Annotated in this window: 10 protein-coding genes and 1 tRNA gene; 6 read left to right on the plus strand and 5 right to left on the minus strand. The window is 61.2% G+C overall.

Annotated features, from left to right (window positions below):
• The first annotated feature begins 143 nt into the window (after nt 1–143).
• Nucleotides 144–5,522, plus strand: a complete 5,379-nt coding sequence (locus tag GXX95_08230; GenBank protein NLT38130.1) for an ATP-dependent helicase — start codon at nt 144–146, stop codon at nt 5,520–5,522.
• Nucleotides 5,523–5,591: 69 nt separating this feature from the next.
• Entirely contained in the window at nt 5,592–5,984 is a 393-nt protein-coding gene (locus GXX95_08235) for a transcriptional regulator (GenBank protein NLT38131.1), read from the plus strand.
• Here GXX95_08235 and GXX95_08240 read toward each other — a convergent pair.
• The 3 genes from GXX95_08240 to GXX95_08250 are packed head-to-tail and all read right to left on the minus strand — an operon-like array spanning nt 5,953 to nt 8,043.
• On the minus strand, nt 5,953–6,795 hold the full coding sequence (locus GXX95_08240) for a DNA-3-methyladenine glycosylase 2 family protein (GenBank protein ID NLT38132.1): 843 nt from the start codon (nt 6,793–6,795) through the stop codon (nt 5,953–5,955). The two genes, GXX95_08235 and GXX95_08240, sit on opposite strands and share 32 nt — an antisense overlap.
• Nucleotides 6,792–7,616: a class I SAM-dependent methyltransferase gene (locus GXX95_08245; GenBank protein NLT38133.1), complete on the minus strand. Its 825-nt coding sequence runs from the start codon at nt 7,614–7,616 to the stop codon at nt 6,792–6,794. The genes GXX95_08240 and GXX95_08245 overlap by 4 nt, the downstream gene beginning before the upstream one ends.
• Nucleotides 7,561–8,043 (minus strand): hypothetical protein, encoded by a 483-nt coding sequence (locus GXX95_08250; protein ID NLT38134.1) that lies wholly within the window; start codon nt 8,041–8,043, stop codon nt 7,561–7,563. Before GXX95_08250 ends, GXX95_08245 begins: the two co-directional genes overlap by 56 nt.
• A gap of 95 nt (nt 8,044–8,138) precedes the next feature.
• Between GXX95_08250 and GXX95_08255 the strand changes: the two genes are divergently transcribed.
• Together GXX95_08255 and GXX95_08260 are read left to right on the plus strand one after the other, a co-directional pair.
• Nucleotides 8,139–8,939, plus strand: a complete 801-nt coding sequence (locus GXX95_08255) for a TIM barrel protein (GenBank protein ID NLT38135.1) — start codon at nt 8,139–8,141, stop codon at nt 8,937–8,939.
• Nucleotides 8,940–9,006: 67 nt separating this feature from the next.
• Nucleotides 9,007–10,161 (plus strand): zinc ribbon domain-containing protein, encoded by a 1,155-nt coding sequence (locus GXX95_08260; GenBank protein ID NLT38136.1) that lies wholly within the window; start codon nt 9,007–9,009, stop codon nt 10,159–10,161.
• On the opposite strand, the gene GXX95_08265 is transcribed toward GXX95_08260, so the two are convergent.
• On the minus strand, nt 10,162–12,024 hold the full coding sequence (locus tag GXX95_08265; GenBank protein NLT38137.1) for a DUF835 domain-containing protein: 1,863 nt from the start codon (nt 12,022–12,024) through the stop codon (nt 10,162–10,164).
• A gap of 109 nt (nt 12,025–12,133) precedes the next feature.
• On the opposite strand from GXX95_08265, the gene GXX95_08270 reads away from it, so the two are divergent.
• Nucleotides 12,134–12,236: transfer RNA gene (locus GXX95_08270), tRNA-Thr, on the plus strand.
• Between the two features lie 2 nt (nt 12,237–12,238).
• Here GXX95_08270 and thiC read toward each other — a convergent pair.
• Complete coding sequence (thiC, locus tag GXX95_08275) at nt 12,239–13,501, minus strand: phosphomethylpyrimidine synthase ThiC (protein NLT38138.1); 1,263 nt, start codon at nt 13,499–13,501, stop codon at nt 12,239–12,241.
• Between the two features lie 278 nt (nt 13,502–13,779).
• Between thiC and gyrB the strand changes: the two genes are divergently transcribed.
• Nucleotides 13,780–16,995, plus strand: a complete 3,216-nt coding sequence (gene gyrB, locus GXX95_08280; protein NLT38139.1) for a DNA topoisomerase (ATP-hydrolyzing) subunit B — start codon at nt 13,780–13,782, stop codon at nt 16,993–16,995.

Genomic DNA, 16,995 nt, shown 5'->3' on the forward strand with positions numbered 1-16,995 from the left:
TGGAGGAAGCGCTCTTCAACGCCCTGCGGTGAGGCCAGATAGGCCCCGAGATCGGTGGGAAGCGCCCGCACTTTCGATTATCTGCCCGAAAGCTAGTAATATCGGAAAGGGGAATCGAGCATGATTTCAACGGTGTAAGAGAGATGCATAAGGTTTCTAGGAAGTTCAAAAAGGACGAGGTCATCTCCTTGCTGGACCCCCTCATCGCGAAGTGGTTCAACGGTAAGTTCAAGGATTTCACGGAGCCCCAGTCGTTCGCCATACCCCTCATCCACAGGCGGGAGAACGTCCTGGTGTCCTCACCCACGGGGTCTGGCAAGACCCTCACCGCTTTCACATCCATAATCAACGAGCTGTTCAAGTACTCCCAGGAAGGACGTCTGGAGGACCGCGTTTACGCCGTCTACATATCGCCCCTCAAGGCCCTGGCCAACGACATCAACCGCAACCTCGAGGAGCCCCTGCGGGAGATGAAGGAGGTGGCCGATAAGGAGGGGATCGAGTTCCCCAAGATCCGGGTGGGTGTTCGTACAGGGGACACCTCCCAGGCTGAGCGGCAGAAGATGCTCCGCAAGCCCCCTCACATACTCATCACCACTCCCGAATCGCTGGCCCTGGTGCTCGCGGCCCCCAAGTTCCGCGAGAAGCTGGCGCAGGTGGAGTATGTCATCCTGGACGAGATCCACGAGGTGTGCGACTCCAAGCGCGGGGTGTTCCTGTCACTGACATTGGAGAGGCTGCAGGAGCTGTGCGCCCGCCCCTTCGTGCGCGTAGGCCTATCTGCCACTCTGGCCCCCATCGAGGAGGTGGCCGAGTACCTGGTGGGCTATGAGAACGGTAAGCCACGAGAGGTGAACGTGGTGGAGATCATGCGCCAGAGGGACCTCGACGTCAGGGTGGAGTGCCCCACCGACGACATGACCGCCCTGCCCTACGAGATAGTCAACTCCAAGATGTACGACCAGCTTTTCGAGATGATCCAGGAGCACCGCACCACCATAGTGTTCACCAACACCCGGTCGGGCACGGAGAACGTGGTGTACAAGCTGAAGGAGAGAGGACTGGAGAACATCGAGGCCCACCACGGGTCCCTTGCCAAGGAGATAAGGCTGGACGTTGAGGAGAGGCTCAAGAAGGGCGAGCTGAAGTGCGTCGTCTCCTCCACCTCCCTGGAACTGGGCATTGACATCGGGTTCGTGGACCTGGTGGTGCAGATAGGCTCGCCGAAATCGGTGGCCAAGGGCCTGCAGCGCATCGGCCGGAGCGGGCACGGTCTTGGTCTCACGTCCAAGGGCCGCATGCTGGTGTTCGAGAAGGACGACCTGGTGGAGTGCGCGGTGCTGTGCCGGGCCGCGCACCGCAAGCACATCGACCGGGTGGCCATATCCGAGAACTGCCTCGACGTGCTGTCCCAGAGCCTCGTGGGAATGTCCCTGGAGCAGCGGTGGGACGTGGACAAGGCCTTGGAGGTGGTCCGCCGATCGTACTGCTACCGCAACCTCCCCAAGCAGCAGTACCTGGAGGTGCTGAGGTACCTGGGCAGCAAGGACGCCTTCGAGGGTGTGTACCCCAAGCTGTGGTATGACGAGGCGGAGGGGCGGTTCGGGCGCCGGTCCGGCTCCCGCATGATCTACTTCCTGAACCTTGGTACCATACCGGAGGAGGCCAACTACAAGGTGTTCACGGAGAAGGGTGGTCTGATCGGCGACCTTACCGAGAAGTTCGTGGAGAGGCTCTCCTCCCGGGATGTGTTCGTTCTCGGCGGTAAATCGTATGAGTACGTGAGGACCAAGGGCATGAAGGCGTTCGTGAAGGAGGCCGCCGGCCGCAAACCCACGGTACCCACGTGGAGCGGCGAGATGCTGCCCCGGTCCTTCGACCTGTCCATGAACATCGCCACCTTCCGCCGTGAGCTGATGCACAAGTTGGGCCGCGAGGACCGGGAGATAATCGAGTGGCTGTGCTCCTTCGGCATCGACCATGGCTCCGCCCGCTCCATCCTCTCCTACTTCCGGGAGCAGAAGGCCGCCTGCGACTTCATCCCCAACGACAAGGAGCTGGCGATCGAGGGCTACATGGACATGAGCGGCAACCACAGCGTCATCTTCCACTTCCCCTTCGGGCGGCGGGTGAACGATGCCCTCTCCCGGGCGTACGCCTTCATGCTCACCCAGCAGATCGGCGGGAACGTATCGGTCACCATAACCGATGACACGTTCATGGTGTCCTCGCCCAAACGCATCGAGCTTCAGGGGCTGGAAGGCATAGTCCGTTCCACGATGCTGGAGGACGTCCTGATGAGAGCTGTCAAGGACTCGGAGCTGTTCAAGCAGAGGTTCCGCCATACCGCCTCCCGAAGCTTCATGATCCTCCGTAACTACAAGGGCAGGGAGGTGTCCGTGGGCAGGCAGCAGGTGCGCTCCACTTACCTCCTTGAGGCGCTAAGCAACATGAAAGGTGTCCCCGTCATCGATGAGACCTACCGGGAGATCATGGAGGACGTGATGGACATCAAGAACGCCCAGGTGGTGCTGCGCTCCATCGAGAGCGGCGATGTTAAGGTAAGGTCCATCGACTACACCTCCACGCCCTCGCCGTTCGCCCACAATGCCGTCCTCGCGGGAATATCGGACATGGTCCTCATGGAGGACCGCGGCGCCCTCCTGAGGGAGCTGCACCGCAAGGTGCTCTCCAAGGTCATGGGCTCGGAGGTCTCGGAGTTCGAGTTCACCGAGGATCAGGTGGTGCCCTACTTCCGCAAGCGGCTAGGTACAGTGACCAGTAAAGAGGATCTCCTATCCCTGGTCCGGCGGGCCGCCCCCATACGAGTGCTGAAGGAGAAGGGCCGTAACGTCTATCCCTACACCATATCCTCACGTGAGCAGGTGGACGCGTGGTCCCGGGAGCTCATCGAGGAGGGGGCCATATCCTCAGTGTACATCGACGACGCTTACTTCGTTCCCGCGGAGGACCTTCCCACATACATCTCGGTGCTGTCCCGGGACCGGACCTTGGGAGAACTGGAGAGCTCCATTCTGCAGGAGCTTTCAGATCCGCGCACGCCGCAGGAGCTGGCGGAGAGGTTGGACATCGCCAGCGACAAGGTCTATCCGGCTTTGCGTAAGCTGGAGGCAACGGGAGGGGTGGGACGAGTCGTTTACAAGGACGGCAGGTGGTCATACCGACGGCGGGAGGTCGAGCGCAGACCTTACCAGGAGGCCCTGGACGAGGTCCTGCTACGCCACATGGAATGCTATGCTCCGGCCACCGCGGAGGAGGCAGCCTACGCCCTCGGCATCGATGATGCTGGGGTCCGTCAGGCCCTGGACGACCTGTCGCAGGAGGGCCGCGTCGCCAAGGGCCGCTTCCTGGTGTCCGAGCACGAGCAGTACATGCTCAAGCGGGACTACCTTCGTCTCAAGACCAATGACCTCAAGGCTTACGATCACCGCACTGTGGAGAGGTACCGCCGCTCCAAACAGGAGCGGGTGTTCCCGTCCGTCGAGGCCCTGTTCGACCACTACGGGGACCTGGGCATGCCCCTGGACGCGTTCTACCGCGTCGAGGGGTTCCAGCTCAAGGACTGGGAGGAGATGCGCCGCTCCGGGGACCTGCTGCTGGGGCGCTTCCTGCGCGGCCGGGTGAGGTACGTGCGGGCCAGGGACGCCCCGGCATACGTGGCGGCGTACCGCAACGGTCCCCTAAGGCCTCTGGACCAGCGGGTGCTGGACGTCATCCGCTCTAGCGATGAGGGCACGTCCCTGCGGCAGATCGTGCCCTTGGTGGGCGCCGGTAAGGATGAGGTGAAGGAGAGCGTGGACCGCCTGGACCGCAACATGCACATCGTCAGGAGGTTCGAGGAGAGGGAGGAGTGGTCGTCGGAGAACGTCTACCTTGCGTACGACGCTCCCGCCTACGAGGGCGATCCCTACAGGGACATCGTGGAGAGGTTCGTGAGGGTCCACGGCCCCGTGTCCATATACTCTATCACCACCGCCACCCAGTTCCCCATGGCCCAGGTGGCCGCGGTGCTCGATTCCCTGGACGTGGAGACCATCAGCGTGGGCGAGTCCCGGGAGGAGATGTACCTCTTCAAGGACGAGATGGACGCCCTCCGAAGCGCGCCCAGCCCCTCCACGGGGATGAGGGTGGTCTCGCTCTACGATCCCTCGGTGCAGTCTCTGTGGGCCTCCATAGCCGCCCGCTATGGGGACCGGTGGATCTTCCCCATCGTCGCCGACGGACGCCTGGTGGGAGGTGCAGAGAAGTGGAACATGAGCGGCTGCGTGGAGATCAGGGAGCTGGACCTCGAGGACCCAGCGCTTTTGCCACAGGCCCTGGAGGCGCTGGACCGGTTCATGGCCTTCTACTCCATGATGGGCTTCGACATCGTCCGCCTCCGCGAGGTCCTGGACACTGCCCCGCAGGACGTGCCCGAGGACATTGAGAAGGTGCTCATCGAGCACGACTACGTGCGCATGGGGGCCATGTTCGCCAAGGGCTCCATGGTCCTGGACCGCCATCCCTGGGAGGACGTCATGTCCTTCGTCCTGTGGAAGCAGCACATAGAAACCAAGCGCCATTTCACCAACGTCCTGGAGGCGATGAAGACCGTCGGGGGGTTGAGGTCGGACGCGGCCGCGGCCCTGCGGTGCAAGAACCGCATTCCCCTGAAGAAGATGTTCGAGATGGGCTTCCTGATCAAGGTGCAGGCCATCCCCGACTATGTCACCTTCTGCTCCCTGGAGTTCGCGTCCCTGTGCCGCCGGGCCAAGGACCGGGAGATAACGGACGAGATGGCCTCGGTCATCCAGACCATTGCCGAGAACAAGCCCCTGTCGCGGAACCAGCTCTTCGACCGCTCTCCCCTGGGCCACCGGGGCACGCACGATGCGCTCAAGGCCCTGAACAACGCCACCATAACCTACGTGGACCAGAACAAGAGGGTGCGCCTGATCCCTCCCAGCACGCTCAGCGTTCCCGAGGCCAGGAAGGAGATCGTACGGCACTGCTTCCGCAACTTCGGCCTGTTCACGGCGGAGAACCTGGCACGGTTCATACGGTACGAGCTGTCCATGAAGGAGCTCCGCACCACCCTGGCCGAGCTGGAGAGGGACGGATCCCTAGCGAAGGGGTTCCTGGTGGAGGGTGAGGAGAACGTGTACTGGGTAATGAGGGAGGACCTGGGAAGGATCGGAAAGATGAAGGCCACGGAGAAGTTCGTGCTCGGTCCCGAGGATGCCCTGCACACCTACCTGGGGGAGAGGATAAGGCAGGACCTGGGAGGCAGCTATTACTCCCTGGTCATGGACGGCCCCCGAACGGTGGGCTCCTTCTGGGGGAGGATCAAGGCCACGGATATGATGGTCCAGAACTTCAAGGGGGACGCGGATGCGCGCCTCATACTGAACCGCTATCTGAGGTCCCTGGGCCTATCCATCAGGGTGGCCGACAACGTCCCCACCATTCCCGACTGGGAGGTCCAGGCCTTCTATGAGAAGACCCATCCGGGCGAGGTCTGAGCGACCCTCCCCGCTTCCGGTCTTTAATACCGTTAATGTTTAAATATTGTTAACTCGTTCCGATGCCTCATGAAGATCCCCTGCGAGCTTATTGTCTGGTATGTACTCCCATCAATAAGACGCGAGCTGGCGAGGGAGCTTGTGGAGAAGCACAGGTTCACCCAGGCGGAGGTGGCTAGGCGTTTCGGGGTCACTGACGCCGCCATATCCCAGTATCTGAAGTCCAAGAGAGGGACCAACAGGGAGCTGGAGGGAAGCGGGAAGTACGAGGAGTTCCGCGAGGAGATCGCCCGCTCCGCCCAGCGCATCGTGGCCGGCTCCGACATCGTGACCGAGACCTGCCGGGTATGCGACATGGTGAAGCGCAGCGGGATGCTCGTGAAGGTCTACGAGACCCATACGGGGATAAAGGCGCCCGAGTGCGTGTGCACTACGTGCTCGACGAACGACACGAGGGCATAGGCGCCCGCTCTCTCTTGTTCTCCCGGTCCTCGGCGATGTACAGGTACTCCTGGGCATAACCGGCATACCTACCGAAATGCCGCCGGGCATGCTCGCTCACCTTCTTGTAGCTCCCGGAGACCCCATAGATCTCTTTCATGGCCCGGGCGATGCGGACGTCCACCGGGCATGCTTGCAGATGGTCAAGTGAGAACAGGGCAATGCAGTCCGCGACCTTGTCTCCGATACCCTTTGCTCTCTTCAGGTAGCTTATTGCTTCCTCGTACGCCAGCCCCTGAAGGTGCTCCAGGTCGAACTCCCCGTCCCTGACGGCGCGGGCATAGCACCTTATCCAGTCCGCGCGGTAGCCCAGCCGGCAGGTGCCGATGTCCCCGGCCCCCTCCGCTATCTCCTCCGGCGTCGGGAAAGCATACTGGCCGTCGGGGAGCCGACGCCCGTAGGTGCGGCACAGGGCCTCGATCATCTTCTTGATGCGGGGCACATTGGAGTAGGACGCCAGAAGGTAAGAGGCCGAGCACTCCCACACCTCCTGGCGGATCAGCCGCATTCCCCGGAAGCGGTCGATGATGGCGGATATGCACCGGTCCCGGGAAATGTCCTCGTAAATGGCCTCCAGGTCATCGTCCAGACGGAGATAGCGGCGCAGAAAGGCGGTGCTGACGTCCCCATCGACGCGCAGTCGGTCGCCCTCCTGAAGAAGACGTACGGGCCTGGAGCCCACCACGCCCTTCCACCAGTCGCCCTCCCGGGACCATCGGAACACCTGGCCGTTGTCCAGGGTGGACCTCAGGTCGAGCAGGGGAACCTTCATCCTTTCTTCCTGGCTACGAACATCATGAGCTCGCTGGTGGCCTTGTAGGGTCCCCCCTCGTAATCCCCGTAGACCTCCTGGACATCGAAGCCGCATCGGTCCAGAAGCTCCAGGGCCTCGCGGTGAAAGAGGTAGCGGAGGGTGAACACGGAGGTCACCCGCCGCAGGGTGCCGTCCTGACGGGAGATGTCGTAGAAGTAGGTGACCATCGTCCTCTGGTTGGGCTGGTCGAATATCTGGGACTCGAACCAGGAGATGATCTCGCCCTGCTTGGTGAGCCTGGTCCCGCGGTGCCGCAGCAGGTGCTCGGGCCGGTCCAGGCGCGGGGAGAACACCACGAACGCGAACAGGCCCCCGTCCTCGAGGTGATCGCGGATATTGGTCAGCGCCGTCTCCTGGTCCTTGACCTCCAGGAGGTGAAGGAAGGAGTTGTACGGTATGAAGGCCAGCTTGAACTTGCGGTCCAGCTTGATGTCCCTGATATCTCCCTGGATGATGTCGACGCGCTGCTGCACATCGACGTCCTCGAGGTAGAGCTTGGTCGCGCAGTTGTCCATCATGGCGGTGCTGCGGTCCACGCCGGTGATCTCATATCCTGCGCGGGCGAAGGGAAGGAGGATGCGGCCGGTGCCGCTCATGCCCTCCAGGATAGGTCCTCCGGTCCTATCGGCCAGCTTCAGATAGAACCTCACGTCCTCCTGATAGTCCTCGTGCCAGATATCGTAGTACTTGGCCGAGGCCTCGTACAGGTCCAGGTTCTCAACATCAGCGCTTGTATCCGATGCGTCGAAGGAACTCTCTCCTTTTCTTGGCGTCCTCATCTTTCTCAACCCCCAGTGGCGTCTGTCCGTCGACCACTCCGATGATGCCTCTCCCCTTCTCGGTCTCAGCCACCAGCACCTCGGCCTCGTTCGCCGTGGCGCAGAAGATGCCGCACACCTCGGGCACCGCCTTGATGGCCCCCAGAACGTTGATGGGATAGGCCTGCGAGAGCACTACGACGAAGGTGTGTCCGGCCGCAATACGTTGGGCGTTGTCCACGGCGGCCGCGCGCAGCTCATCATCATTCCCCTCGACCCTGATGAGCCTGTCCGCCGAGGCCTCACAGAACGCGATCCCGAACTTGATCCCGGGCACCGAGTTGACCAATGCTTCGTAGATGTCCTCGGCCGTCTTGATGAAATGGGACTGCCCGACGATGATGTTGGCATCGGCGGGTTTCCTCAGCTCCACTGCGTCCGTCCTCATGCTCTCTCATACCGAAGTGCCCCTCCCGTGATAAATATCCTTGCTATCTGGGCTCAGGGAGAATCTTATTAGGCGGGCGGTGTGATGGCCTGCGCATGATATACTTCGGTCCTGCGGGTTACCCTCCGGGAAGCAAGGGTGCGGTCAAGGCCGTGGAGAACGTCAAGGCCCTGGGCCTCGACGCCCTGGAGGTCCAGTTCGGACGGGGAGTGAACCTCAGCGTGGAGAAGGCCCAGGAACTGGCGCCGCGGGCGAGGGAGCTGGGCATATCGCTAAGCGCCCATGCCCCGTACTACATCAACTTCAACTCCGACAAGGAGGGCAAGGCCAAGAGCGAGGATTGGCTCATCCGGTCCCTGCGCTCCGCCGATGCCTTCGGTGGACGCATCGTGGTGGTGCATGCCGCCTCCTACATGGGACGAAAACCGGAGGCCGCGACCGCCGCCGTGGTGGAAAGCCTCAAGCGGGTGCGGAAGGTGGCAACGGACGAGGGCCTGAGCCCCATCATCGGCCTGGAGATCATGGGCAAGACGGGCAGTTGGGGGACCTTCGAGGAGATCGCCGATGTCATGGCCGAGATCGAGGGGGCGGAGCCGGTCCCGGACTTCGCCCACATCCATGCCCGGGGGCAGGGATGCCTGCGCACCAGGGAGGACTTCAAGGCAGCCCTGGAGGCTGGTCTGGACATGATCCCGGGGAGGCTGCACTGCCACTTCAGCTGTATCGAGTACACGGCGAAGGGGGAGAAACGCCACCTGCTCTTGGAGGCCAAGGAACCGGACTTCTCCCTGCTGAGCGGCCTGCTGCGGGAGTGCGGGAGGGACGTCACCATAATCTCTGAGACGCCTGATCCCTCGGGCGATGCGGTGCGCATGAAATCCATGCTGGATGGGTGAGTCATTCTCACTTTGCGTTGGCAGTTCGACAATTATTTAACCAAACAGGGTCTCGTACGTTAGCTTATTGGCCAGAGGTGATGGTCTGTCAGGTACCGCCACTAACGATCAGATCGAGGACGATTTCGAGTTCGATTGCCCGGAGTGCGGGACGCATATCCATGGAGAGGTGGACCACTGCCCCAAGTGCGGCGTGGAGTTCGTGATAGAAGAGGTCGCGGACATCGAGTGCCCCCATTGTCACGCAACGATATCGGGGGAGAGCGTGACCTGCCCGGAGTGCGGCCGCGACATCGACCTGACAGAGCCGACCCCTGAGCCCGAGCCGGCACCGGCCCCGCTGCCCCCGGCTCCTGCCCCCCCTGTGAACGCTCCACCTGTGAGCTCTCCTCCTCCCGCGGCGCCGGAACCGGCGGCGGTCCCAGAGGCCGAATCTCCGGATAAGATCAAGGCGGCCAAGGAGAAGGAGATGAAGGAGGAGTTCTCCGACCTTGTCAACGAGGTCGGTCCCCTGTTGACCCTGGCCAAGGATTACTCCATAGACACCACGGCCACGCGCAGGCTCATAGATAAGGCCGTGGCCCTGGGAAAGCGCCGGGAGATAGAGCCGGCGGTGGAGACGATGCGGGAGTGCCGGGGAATGCTGGAGCGTGTGATCACCGACAGGCTGGAACGGGACATAATGTACCTGGAGAACCTGGAGGACGTGGCCCGCAAGATGGGCTCCGACCACGAGACCATCTCCAGCAACATCGTCGAATCAAAGGACAGGTTGGCGGAGAAGGATTACGCCGCGGCGTTAGAACTGGCACGCTCGGGGAAGCACCAGGCCGAGGTCCTCACAGGGAAGTACGTCGAAGCCCACGAGCTGTACGAGTCCCTGGAAAAGCTGATCCTCAATTCAGAGCGCTTCTACCTTGACGTCAGGGAGTCGCGCAAGCTCCTCAATGAGGCCCGGGACGCGGGGGAGACCGGGGACTGGAACACCATGGGCATCCTCTCCCGCAAGGGAAGGGAGGAGCTGAACAGGGCCCTGCCGGACATGCTCGCGGAGGAGCTGCGCAAGGCCAAGCAATCTCTCCTGGAGGCTAAATCCAAGGGCAAGGACGTCACCTTAATGGTGAAGCTCCTGAAGGACGCGGGCGTGTCCATGAAGAGGGGACGCCACGAAGAGGTCCTGGACCGCCTTATCGAGTTCCGTGCGGAAGAGAAGAAGCTGTGATCACGGCCGCACCGACTCCAGCTCCCGCTCGATGATCGAGCGCTCCTGGAGCCTGAGGCTCTCCGGGCTGATGGACACCACGAAGATGGCCTGGCGCTCCGAGACCGTGTCCACCATGGCCCGCAGGAACCTCACTACGCCCTCGAAGGTGGCGTTGCTTATCAGGTAGTGAAGATCGTCCAGGACCACGATCGAGGGACCGTCCAGGCGCATATGCTCCTCCGATAGCATGACTATCTTCTCCAACGAAGGGGGCACGGTCTTGACCTTCTTGGACTCATGCTCAGTCAGCCAGTAGATCTCCGCCTTTCGGCCAGGGATCTTCTCCCGCACCGAGTTGGGGTTGCTGCGGCTGAACACCAGGCCCCGGTAGCCTTCGTCCAGCTTGGCGGCCATCAGCTCGTAGGTGAGCTCGGGTCGGGACTCCTCCACCACATAGGAGCGGTGCTCCTCCAGCCTGGCCTTCCGGACGTGGGGAACGGCCTTCTCGGTCCCCAGCACCTCACGCGCTATGTCCAGGGTGATCTCGGAGCGCATGAGGGAGGCGAACGCGAGGACGCGGTTCATGCCTCCCTCGAGCTGTCGCACATTGTCCGGGCACCTCTCGGCCACGAAGGCCATGACATCGTCGGGGATCTCCAGCTCAGCATCGCTGGCCAGCCTCTGGAGGATGGCCAGCCTGCTGGGATGGTCCAGGGGCCCGATGTCCACCACCAGGCCCGACTCCACCCTAGAGGTCAGCCTCTCCAACAGCGCGGGGATCTCCCGCGGGGCGCGGTCGGCGGTGATGACGATCTGTATCCCTGTGGGCACCAGCTTGTTGATGACCTTCAGCAGCTCCTCCTGCACCCGGTCCTTTCCCGAGAGGTACTGGAGGTCGTCTATCAGCAGCAGGCCGGTCTGCTCCAGCTCCTGCCTGGGGCCCTCATAGCGGTTGCCGATGGACTGCAGATACTCCTCGTCCAGGGACTCCAGAGGCAGGTAGGTCACGCTCAAGCTGGCGTCGATGCCCTTCAGCAGGTGCCCGATGGACTGGAGGAGATGGGTCTTGCCCAGCCCCGTCCTGCCGTGGATGAAGAGGGGATTGTACAGATAGCCTGGATCGGCGGCGACCGCGCGCGCCGCCGCCTCCGCGAAGCGGGACCCGCTCCCCACCACGAACGAGTCGAAGGTGAACCGCGGGTCCATCCTCGGTATCAGCACCTCAGGCGGCTCGCCCTCGCCCGGCGCGCACTTGGGGCAGTAACCCAGGAGGTCCACCGGTCCACCGCATCTCTCGCACGTTCCTCCGCTGGTCACGTTGGAGCGCATCTTGTGGTACTGTAGGATCAGGTCGTACACGCCCTTGGCCTGCTGGTCCACCTTCTTGCGGTCGGCATCCTCAGTTGCCGACGAGCCCAGGAGGTCCGCCCCCCGCTGCCCTCCGCCCTGCTCCCCGCGCAGCTTCTCCTGTCGGATCTCGGCCGGCGGCATGGGCCTCCGGGGGGCCTCCAGCTTCTTGATCCGGGCCTTGGGGAACAACTGCTCGAAGTCCCGCAGGTTGACGTCGCCGTGCAGGGTGATGACCGCCTCGGGCTGGGCCGCGTCCGCGAACATGTACTCCGTGGCCCTGTCCCCCAGGAACCATATCTCCTCCATGCCATAGGGCTGGAAGACGTTGAGGCAGAAGGTGGGCGCCCCGCTGGCGAAGGAGAGCAAAGCCTCCGAGCGGTCGCCCTCCTTGGACAGGCTGATCTTAAGGTACCCTGTGAACGAGGCGGCCTTCACACGGCCCAGTGCTTCTCTTAAGATACCTTCACCTCCCTTCCAACGGGAGACGACCTGTCCCTGCGGTACACCCAGTTCCAGAAGCACGGCTACCAAGAGAATAACGTGGAGTCGATTTAAAGTGTTTATGTCCTCGTTAGTGGACCAGCATAATCGACCACGGTGGAAACCTATAAATTGAGGGATGGCTTGATGGATTTCGTCCGCCACTGTAGCTCAGCGGCAGTTCCAGAGGTCCTCTGGGACCGCGAAAGAGCGACAGTTTCGTAAACTGTAGGTCGGGGGTTCGAAACCCCTCAGTGGCTCCATCTCACTCCCTTTTCAGGTACTCCTTGACTATCTTGATGGCGCACACATCACCGCACATCGAGCACCCCTCGCTCTCCTCGGTGGTCCCCCGGGCGCGGTACTCCCTGGCCTTCTTCTCATCGATGGCCTCGCGGTACATGCCCGGCCAGTCCAGCGCCTTGCGGGCGGTGGACATCCGAAGGTCCCGGTCCCGCCCCCGGCCCCGGGCCACGTCCGCGGCGTGGGCGGCGATCTTGCTGGCGATCAGCCCCTCCTTGACGTCCTGGGGCGTGGGGAGGGAGAGGTGCTCGGCGGGGGTGACATAGCACAGGAAGTCCGCGCCGTGGTAGGCGGCGATGGCCCCCCCGATGGCCCCGGTGATGTGGTCGTACCCTGGGGCGATGTCGGTGACCAGGGGACCGAGCACGTAGAAGGGGGCGCCGTCGCACACGCTCTTCTCCAGGCGGACGTTGGCGGCGATCTGGTCGATGGGCACATGACCCGGGCCCTCCACCATGGTCTGCACCCCGGCCTGGCGGCTGCGCCTCACCAGCTCCCCCAGGTTCAGTAGCTCCTGCACCTGCGCCGCGTCGGTGGCATCATGTATACACCCGGGCCGGAAACCGTCCCCCAGGGACAGGGCGAACTGGTGCTCCTTGGCCAGGTCCAGGAGGTAATCGAAGCTCCGGTAGAGGGGGTTCTCCTCCCCGTTGTGCAGGATCCACGCCACCAGGAAGGACCCGCCCCGGGAGACCACATCGGTGACCCGGGGGGTGCGCTTCAATCGCTCCACGGCCTCCTTGGTGATCCCGCAGTGCACCGTCATGAAGTCCACACCGTCCTTGGCGTGCTGCACGATGCCGTTGAAGATGTCGTCCTCGTCCATGTCCACCAGCGCCCCCTGGCGGGCCATCCTCAGCCCCGTCTGGTAGATGGGCACGGTGCCCACGGGAAGAGGGCAGGAGGCGATGATCTTCCGGCGGATGGCGTCGATGTCCCCGCCGGTGCTCAGGTCCATGATGGCATCGGCGCCGTACTCCATGGACAGGCGGACCTTCTCCAGTTCCTCCTCCACTTCCACGCGGTCTCGGGACGTGCCCACGTTGACGTTCACCTTGACGCTCAGACCCTCCCCTATACCACAGGCTCGGGGACCGTGCACGGGGTTGAACGGGATGACCACCCTCCCCTCCCGGACCCGCCGGGCGAGTACGCTCTCCTCAAGCCCCTCCTTGCGGGCCACCTCCTTGATCTGCTCCACGTAGGGTTCGACCGAAACGACCATCAGCTATCGTCAAATCCTAAGTCCATCAAACTAAAAGACATTTCCGCCCCCGGGGGTACCGGAGATTATAAAAAAAGCGCCTCCGAGCACCACTTTCCCCTCATGTCGCCGACAGTGGTTTTACTTATATAGCCAGATGTAGTTCGAAGGGTATTAATACATAGAGACTATTACATTGATGGTCGAAGTAGGAGAAGGGATGCACAGCTTCTACATTATAAAAAACGACTGAGTTAGCCCGCTCTCTAGGGGAAGAAGGGAATGGATCTCGAGGTTTGATTTCAATGGAAGATAGCAATTATGGGGCAGACAAGATCCAGGTGTTGGAAGGTCTGCAAGCGGTCAGGAAGAGGCCCGGCATGTACATCGGCTCCACCGATGCCCGGGGGCTTCATCATCTCATTTACGAGGTCGTCGATAACAGCATCGACGAGGTGATGGCCGGCTTCTGTACGAAGATCGACATCACCATCAACGCTGACGGTAGCGTCACGGTGTCCGATGATGGTAGGGGCATACCTACCGGCATCCACGAGAAGTACGGCCGCCCGGCCGTGGAATTGGTGGTGACCACCCTGCACGCCGGGGGCAAGTTCGACCGCAAGAGCTACAAGGTGTCGGGCGGCCTGCACGGCGTCGGCCTGTCGGTGGTGAACGCTCTCTCGGAGTACCTCGAGACCACCGTGAGGAGGGAGGGACACGTGCACCAGATGAGGTGCGAGCGTGGAATATTGGTCTCTCCCCTGAAGGTCATCGGGGAGACTACAGATACGGGGACGCAGCAGCACTTCCGTCCGGACCCCGAGATCTTCGAGAGCCTCGACTTCGACGCGGACACCGTGGCCCACCACCTCCAGGACCTCGCCTACCTGAACGGCGGGGTCAGGATCACCTTCCGCGACCTCCGTCCGGGCAGGGAGAGGGAGGACTTTTTCCACGCCGAGGGCGGCATCGTGGAGTTCGTCCAGCATCTGAACAAGAACAAGGTGGCCATGCACGAGCGTCCGATCTTCCTCACCTGCGAGCGCGAGGACGTCATGGTGGAGGTGGCCATGCAGTACACCGACGCGTACTCCGAGAGCGTGTTCTCCTACGTCAACAACATCAACACCATGGAGGGCGGGACCCACCTCATGGGCTTCCGCTCCGCGCTCACGCGCAGCATCAACGAGTACGCCAAGAGGAACAAGCTCCTCAAGGAGAACGAGGAGAACCTCAGCGGGGAGGACGTCCGCGAGGGTCTGACGGCCATACTTAGCGTGAAGATACCGGAGCCGCAGTTCGAGGGCCAGACCAAGACCAAGCTGGGCAACAGCGAGGTCAAGGGCATCGTCGATTCCTGCGTCTACGAGAAGTTCAACCAGTTCCTGGACGAGAGCCCCAAGGTGGCCGAGGCGTGCATAAAGAGGTCCATACTGGCGTTCCAGGCCAGGGAGGCGGCGCGGAAGGCCAGGGAGCTCACCCGCCGCAAGGGGTTCCTCGAGGGAAGCGGTCTCCCGGGCAAGCTGGCCGACTGCCAGGAGAAGGACCCCGCCAAGTCGGAGCTCTATATCGTAGAGGGTAACAGTGCGGGTGGCTGCTTCTCCGGCGATACGAAGGTGGCACTGGCCGATGGCAGGGACCTCAGCTTTGTGGAAATGGTCGCCGAGCAGGCTGAGGGCAAGGAACATTTCTGCTACACCATTCGTCATGATGGAAAGATCGGGATCGAAAGAGCGATCCACGCTCGGGTCACAAAGAGGAACGTCGATGTGGTGAAGATTACGCTCGATAACGGCGAGAGCGTCGAATGCACGCCCGACCATCGCTTCATGCTTCGTGACGGTAAGTATCGCCAAGCGAACGACCTTCGTACCGGCGACTCTCTCATGCCTTTGTATAGGAAGGTCTCGGACAAGGCCGAGAAGGGCATAACTATCGACGGTTATGAGATGGTTTTTGATGCCTACTCGGAATCCTGGCTGTTCACACATATGATAGCAGACTGGTACAATTTATGGCAGGGGAGCTATACCGATACTGAGGGCGAGCATTGCCACCATGTGGACTTCAACAAGCGCAATAACAACCCCACCAACTTGATTCGGATGACCAAGGAAGAACACCTCTCCTTACATCGTGCCCATGTAGGGAAAACCCTGCATACCTCGGAGACAAAGGAAAAGTGCAGAGCCAATAAAAAGACTGAAGAATTCCGCTCCGCCATGAGTGACAGGATGAGGATGCCTGAGACAAGCCAGATATTATCTAGGAATGCAAAGGCACAGTGGTCTGATAGCAAATATAAAACATATATGGGAACTAAATGGCGTAGTTATTACGAGTCAAATCTGGAGTATCAGCTACAAAACGCTCAGCAGCTCATGAAGGCTCAGCAAGAGTACTGGGGGAAGGAAGAGCATAGACGAGAGCAATCGGAAAAGAAGAAAGCATACTTTGTAGAGCACCCAGAAATTAGGAGTGTACTATCCTCAATCGCAAAGGACCAATGGAAAGATCCTGCATTGTTAAGGTGGAGGAGGGAGACCACCAAGGCTCAATGGACACCTGAGTTCAGAGAGAGAAGGAGAAGGGCTCTCGAGGACACATATTACCGAAAGACGATGAGTGCCCTTAATCTATTCTTGGATACCAATGGTGGGTTGGATGTTAAAGCATATAGCGAATATAGATTGAAATTGCGTGATAGGTCTCTACTCAGGTACGATAAATTTTGTCATCGTTACTTTAATGGAAATATGAAAATGCTGTATGATGCGCTCGCCAATTTCAACCATAAAGTGGTCTCTGTACAGACCTCTGGTAAGAAAGTTGACGTCTATGACATCGAGGTGCCTAACAGCCATAACTTCGCCCTCGCTTCAGGGGTCTTCGTTCACAACAGCGCCAAGCAGGGCCGCAACCGCGAGTTCCAGGCCATCCTGCCGCTGAGAGGCAAGATCCTGAACGTGGAGAAGTCCCGGATGGACAAGATCCTCAAGAACGCGGAGATCAGGAACCTCATCACCGCCATCGGAGCGGGGGTGGGCGCGGATTTCGACGTCTCCAAGGTGAGGTATCACAAGATCGTCATCATGACCGATGCCGATGTCGACGGCGCCCACATCTCCACGCTGTTGCTGACCCTGTTCTTCAGGTACATGCGCCCCCTCATCGACAGCGGCTACGTCTACCTGGCCATGCCCCCTCTGTACAAGGTCTCGAAGGGCAACAGCAAGGAGATCTACGCTTACAACGATCGGGAGCTGGCCGCGGCCATGGAGAAACTGGGAAAGGGGGCCAACATCCAGAGATACAAGGGCCTGGGTGAAATGAACCCCACTCAGCTCTGGGAGACGACCATGGACCCCGCGGTCCGGTCTTTCAAGAAGGTGACCATCGAGGATGCAGTCCGCGCGGACGAGCTGTTCACCATCCTCATGGGCGACCAGGTTGCTCCGAGAAAGGACTTCATCACCTCGCACGCGAAGGAAGTGGAGAACCTGGACATTTAG

It is taken from the genome of Methanomassiliicoccus sp. (assembly GCA_012719175.1).
Classification (GTDB): domain Archaea; phylum Thermoplasmatota; class Thermoplasmata; order Methanomassiliicoccales; family Methanomassiliicoccaceae; genus UBA6.

What these genes read in the sequence shown, in the direction of transcription:
- GXX95_08240 (NLT38132.1), bottom strand. Translation starts at nt 6,795, where the DNA reads ATGAAGGTTCCCCTGCTCGACCTGAGGTCCACCCTGGACAACGGCCAG.
- GXX95_08255 (NLT38135.1), top strand. Translation starts at nt 8,139, where the DNA reads ATGATATACTTCGGTCCTGCGGGTTACCCTCCGGGAAGCAAGGGTGCG.
- GXX95_08250 (NLT38134.1), bottom strand. Translation starts at nt 8,043, where the DNA reads ATGAGGACGGACGCAGTGGAGCTGAGGAAACCCGCCGATGCCAACATC.
- GXX95_08230 (NLT38130.1), top strand. Translation starts at nt 144, where the DNA reads ATGCATAAGGTTTCTAGGAAGTTCAAAAAGGACGAGGTCATCTCCTTG.
- GXX95_08245 (NLT38133.1), bottom strand. Translation starts at nt 7,616, where the DNA reads ATGAGGACGCCAAGAAAAGGAGAGAGTTCCTTCGACGCATCGGATACA.
- thiC (NLT38138.1), bottom strand. Translation starts at nt 13,501, where the DNA reads ATGGTCGTTTCGGTCGAACCCTACGTGGAGCAGATCAAGGAGGTGGCC.
- GXX95_08235 (NLT38131.1), top strand. Translation starts at nt 5,592, where the DNA reads ATGAAGATCCCCTGCGAGCTTATTGTCTGGTATGTACTCCCATCAATA.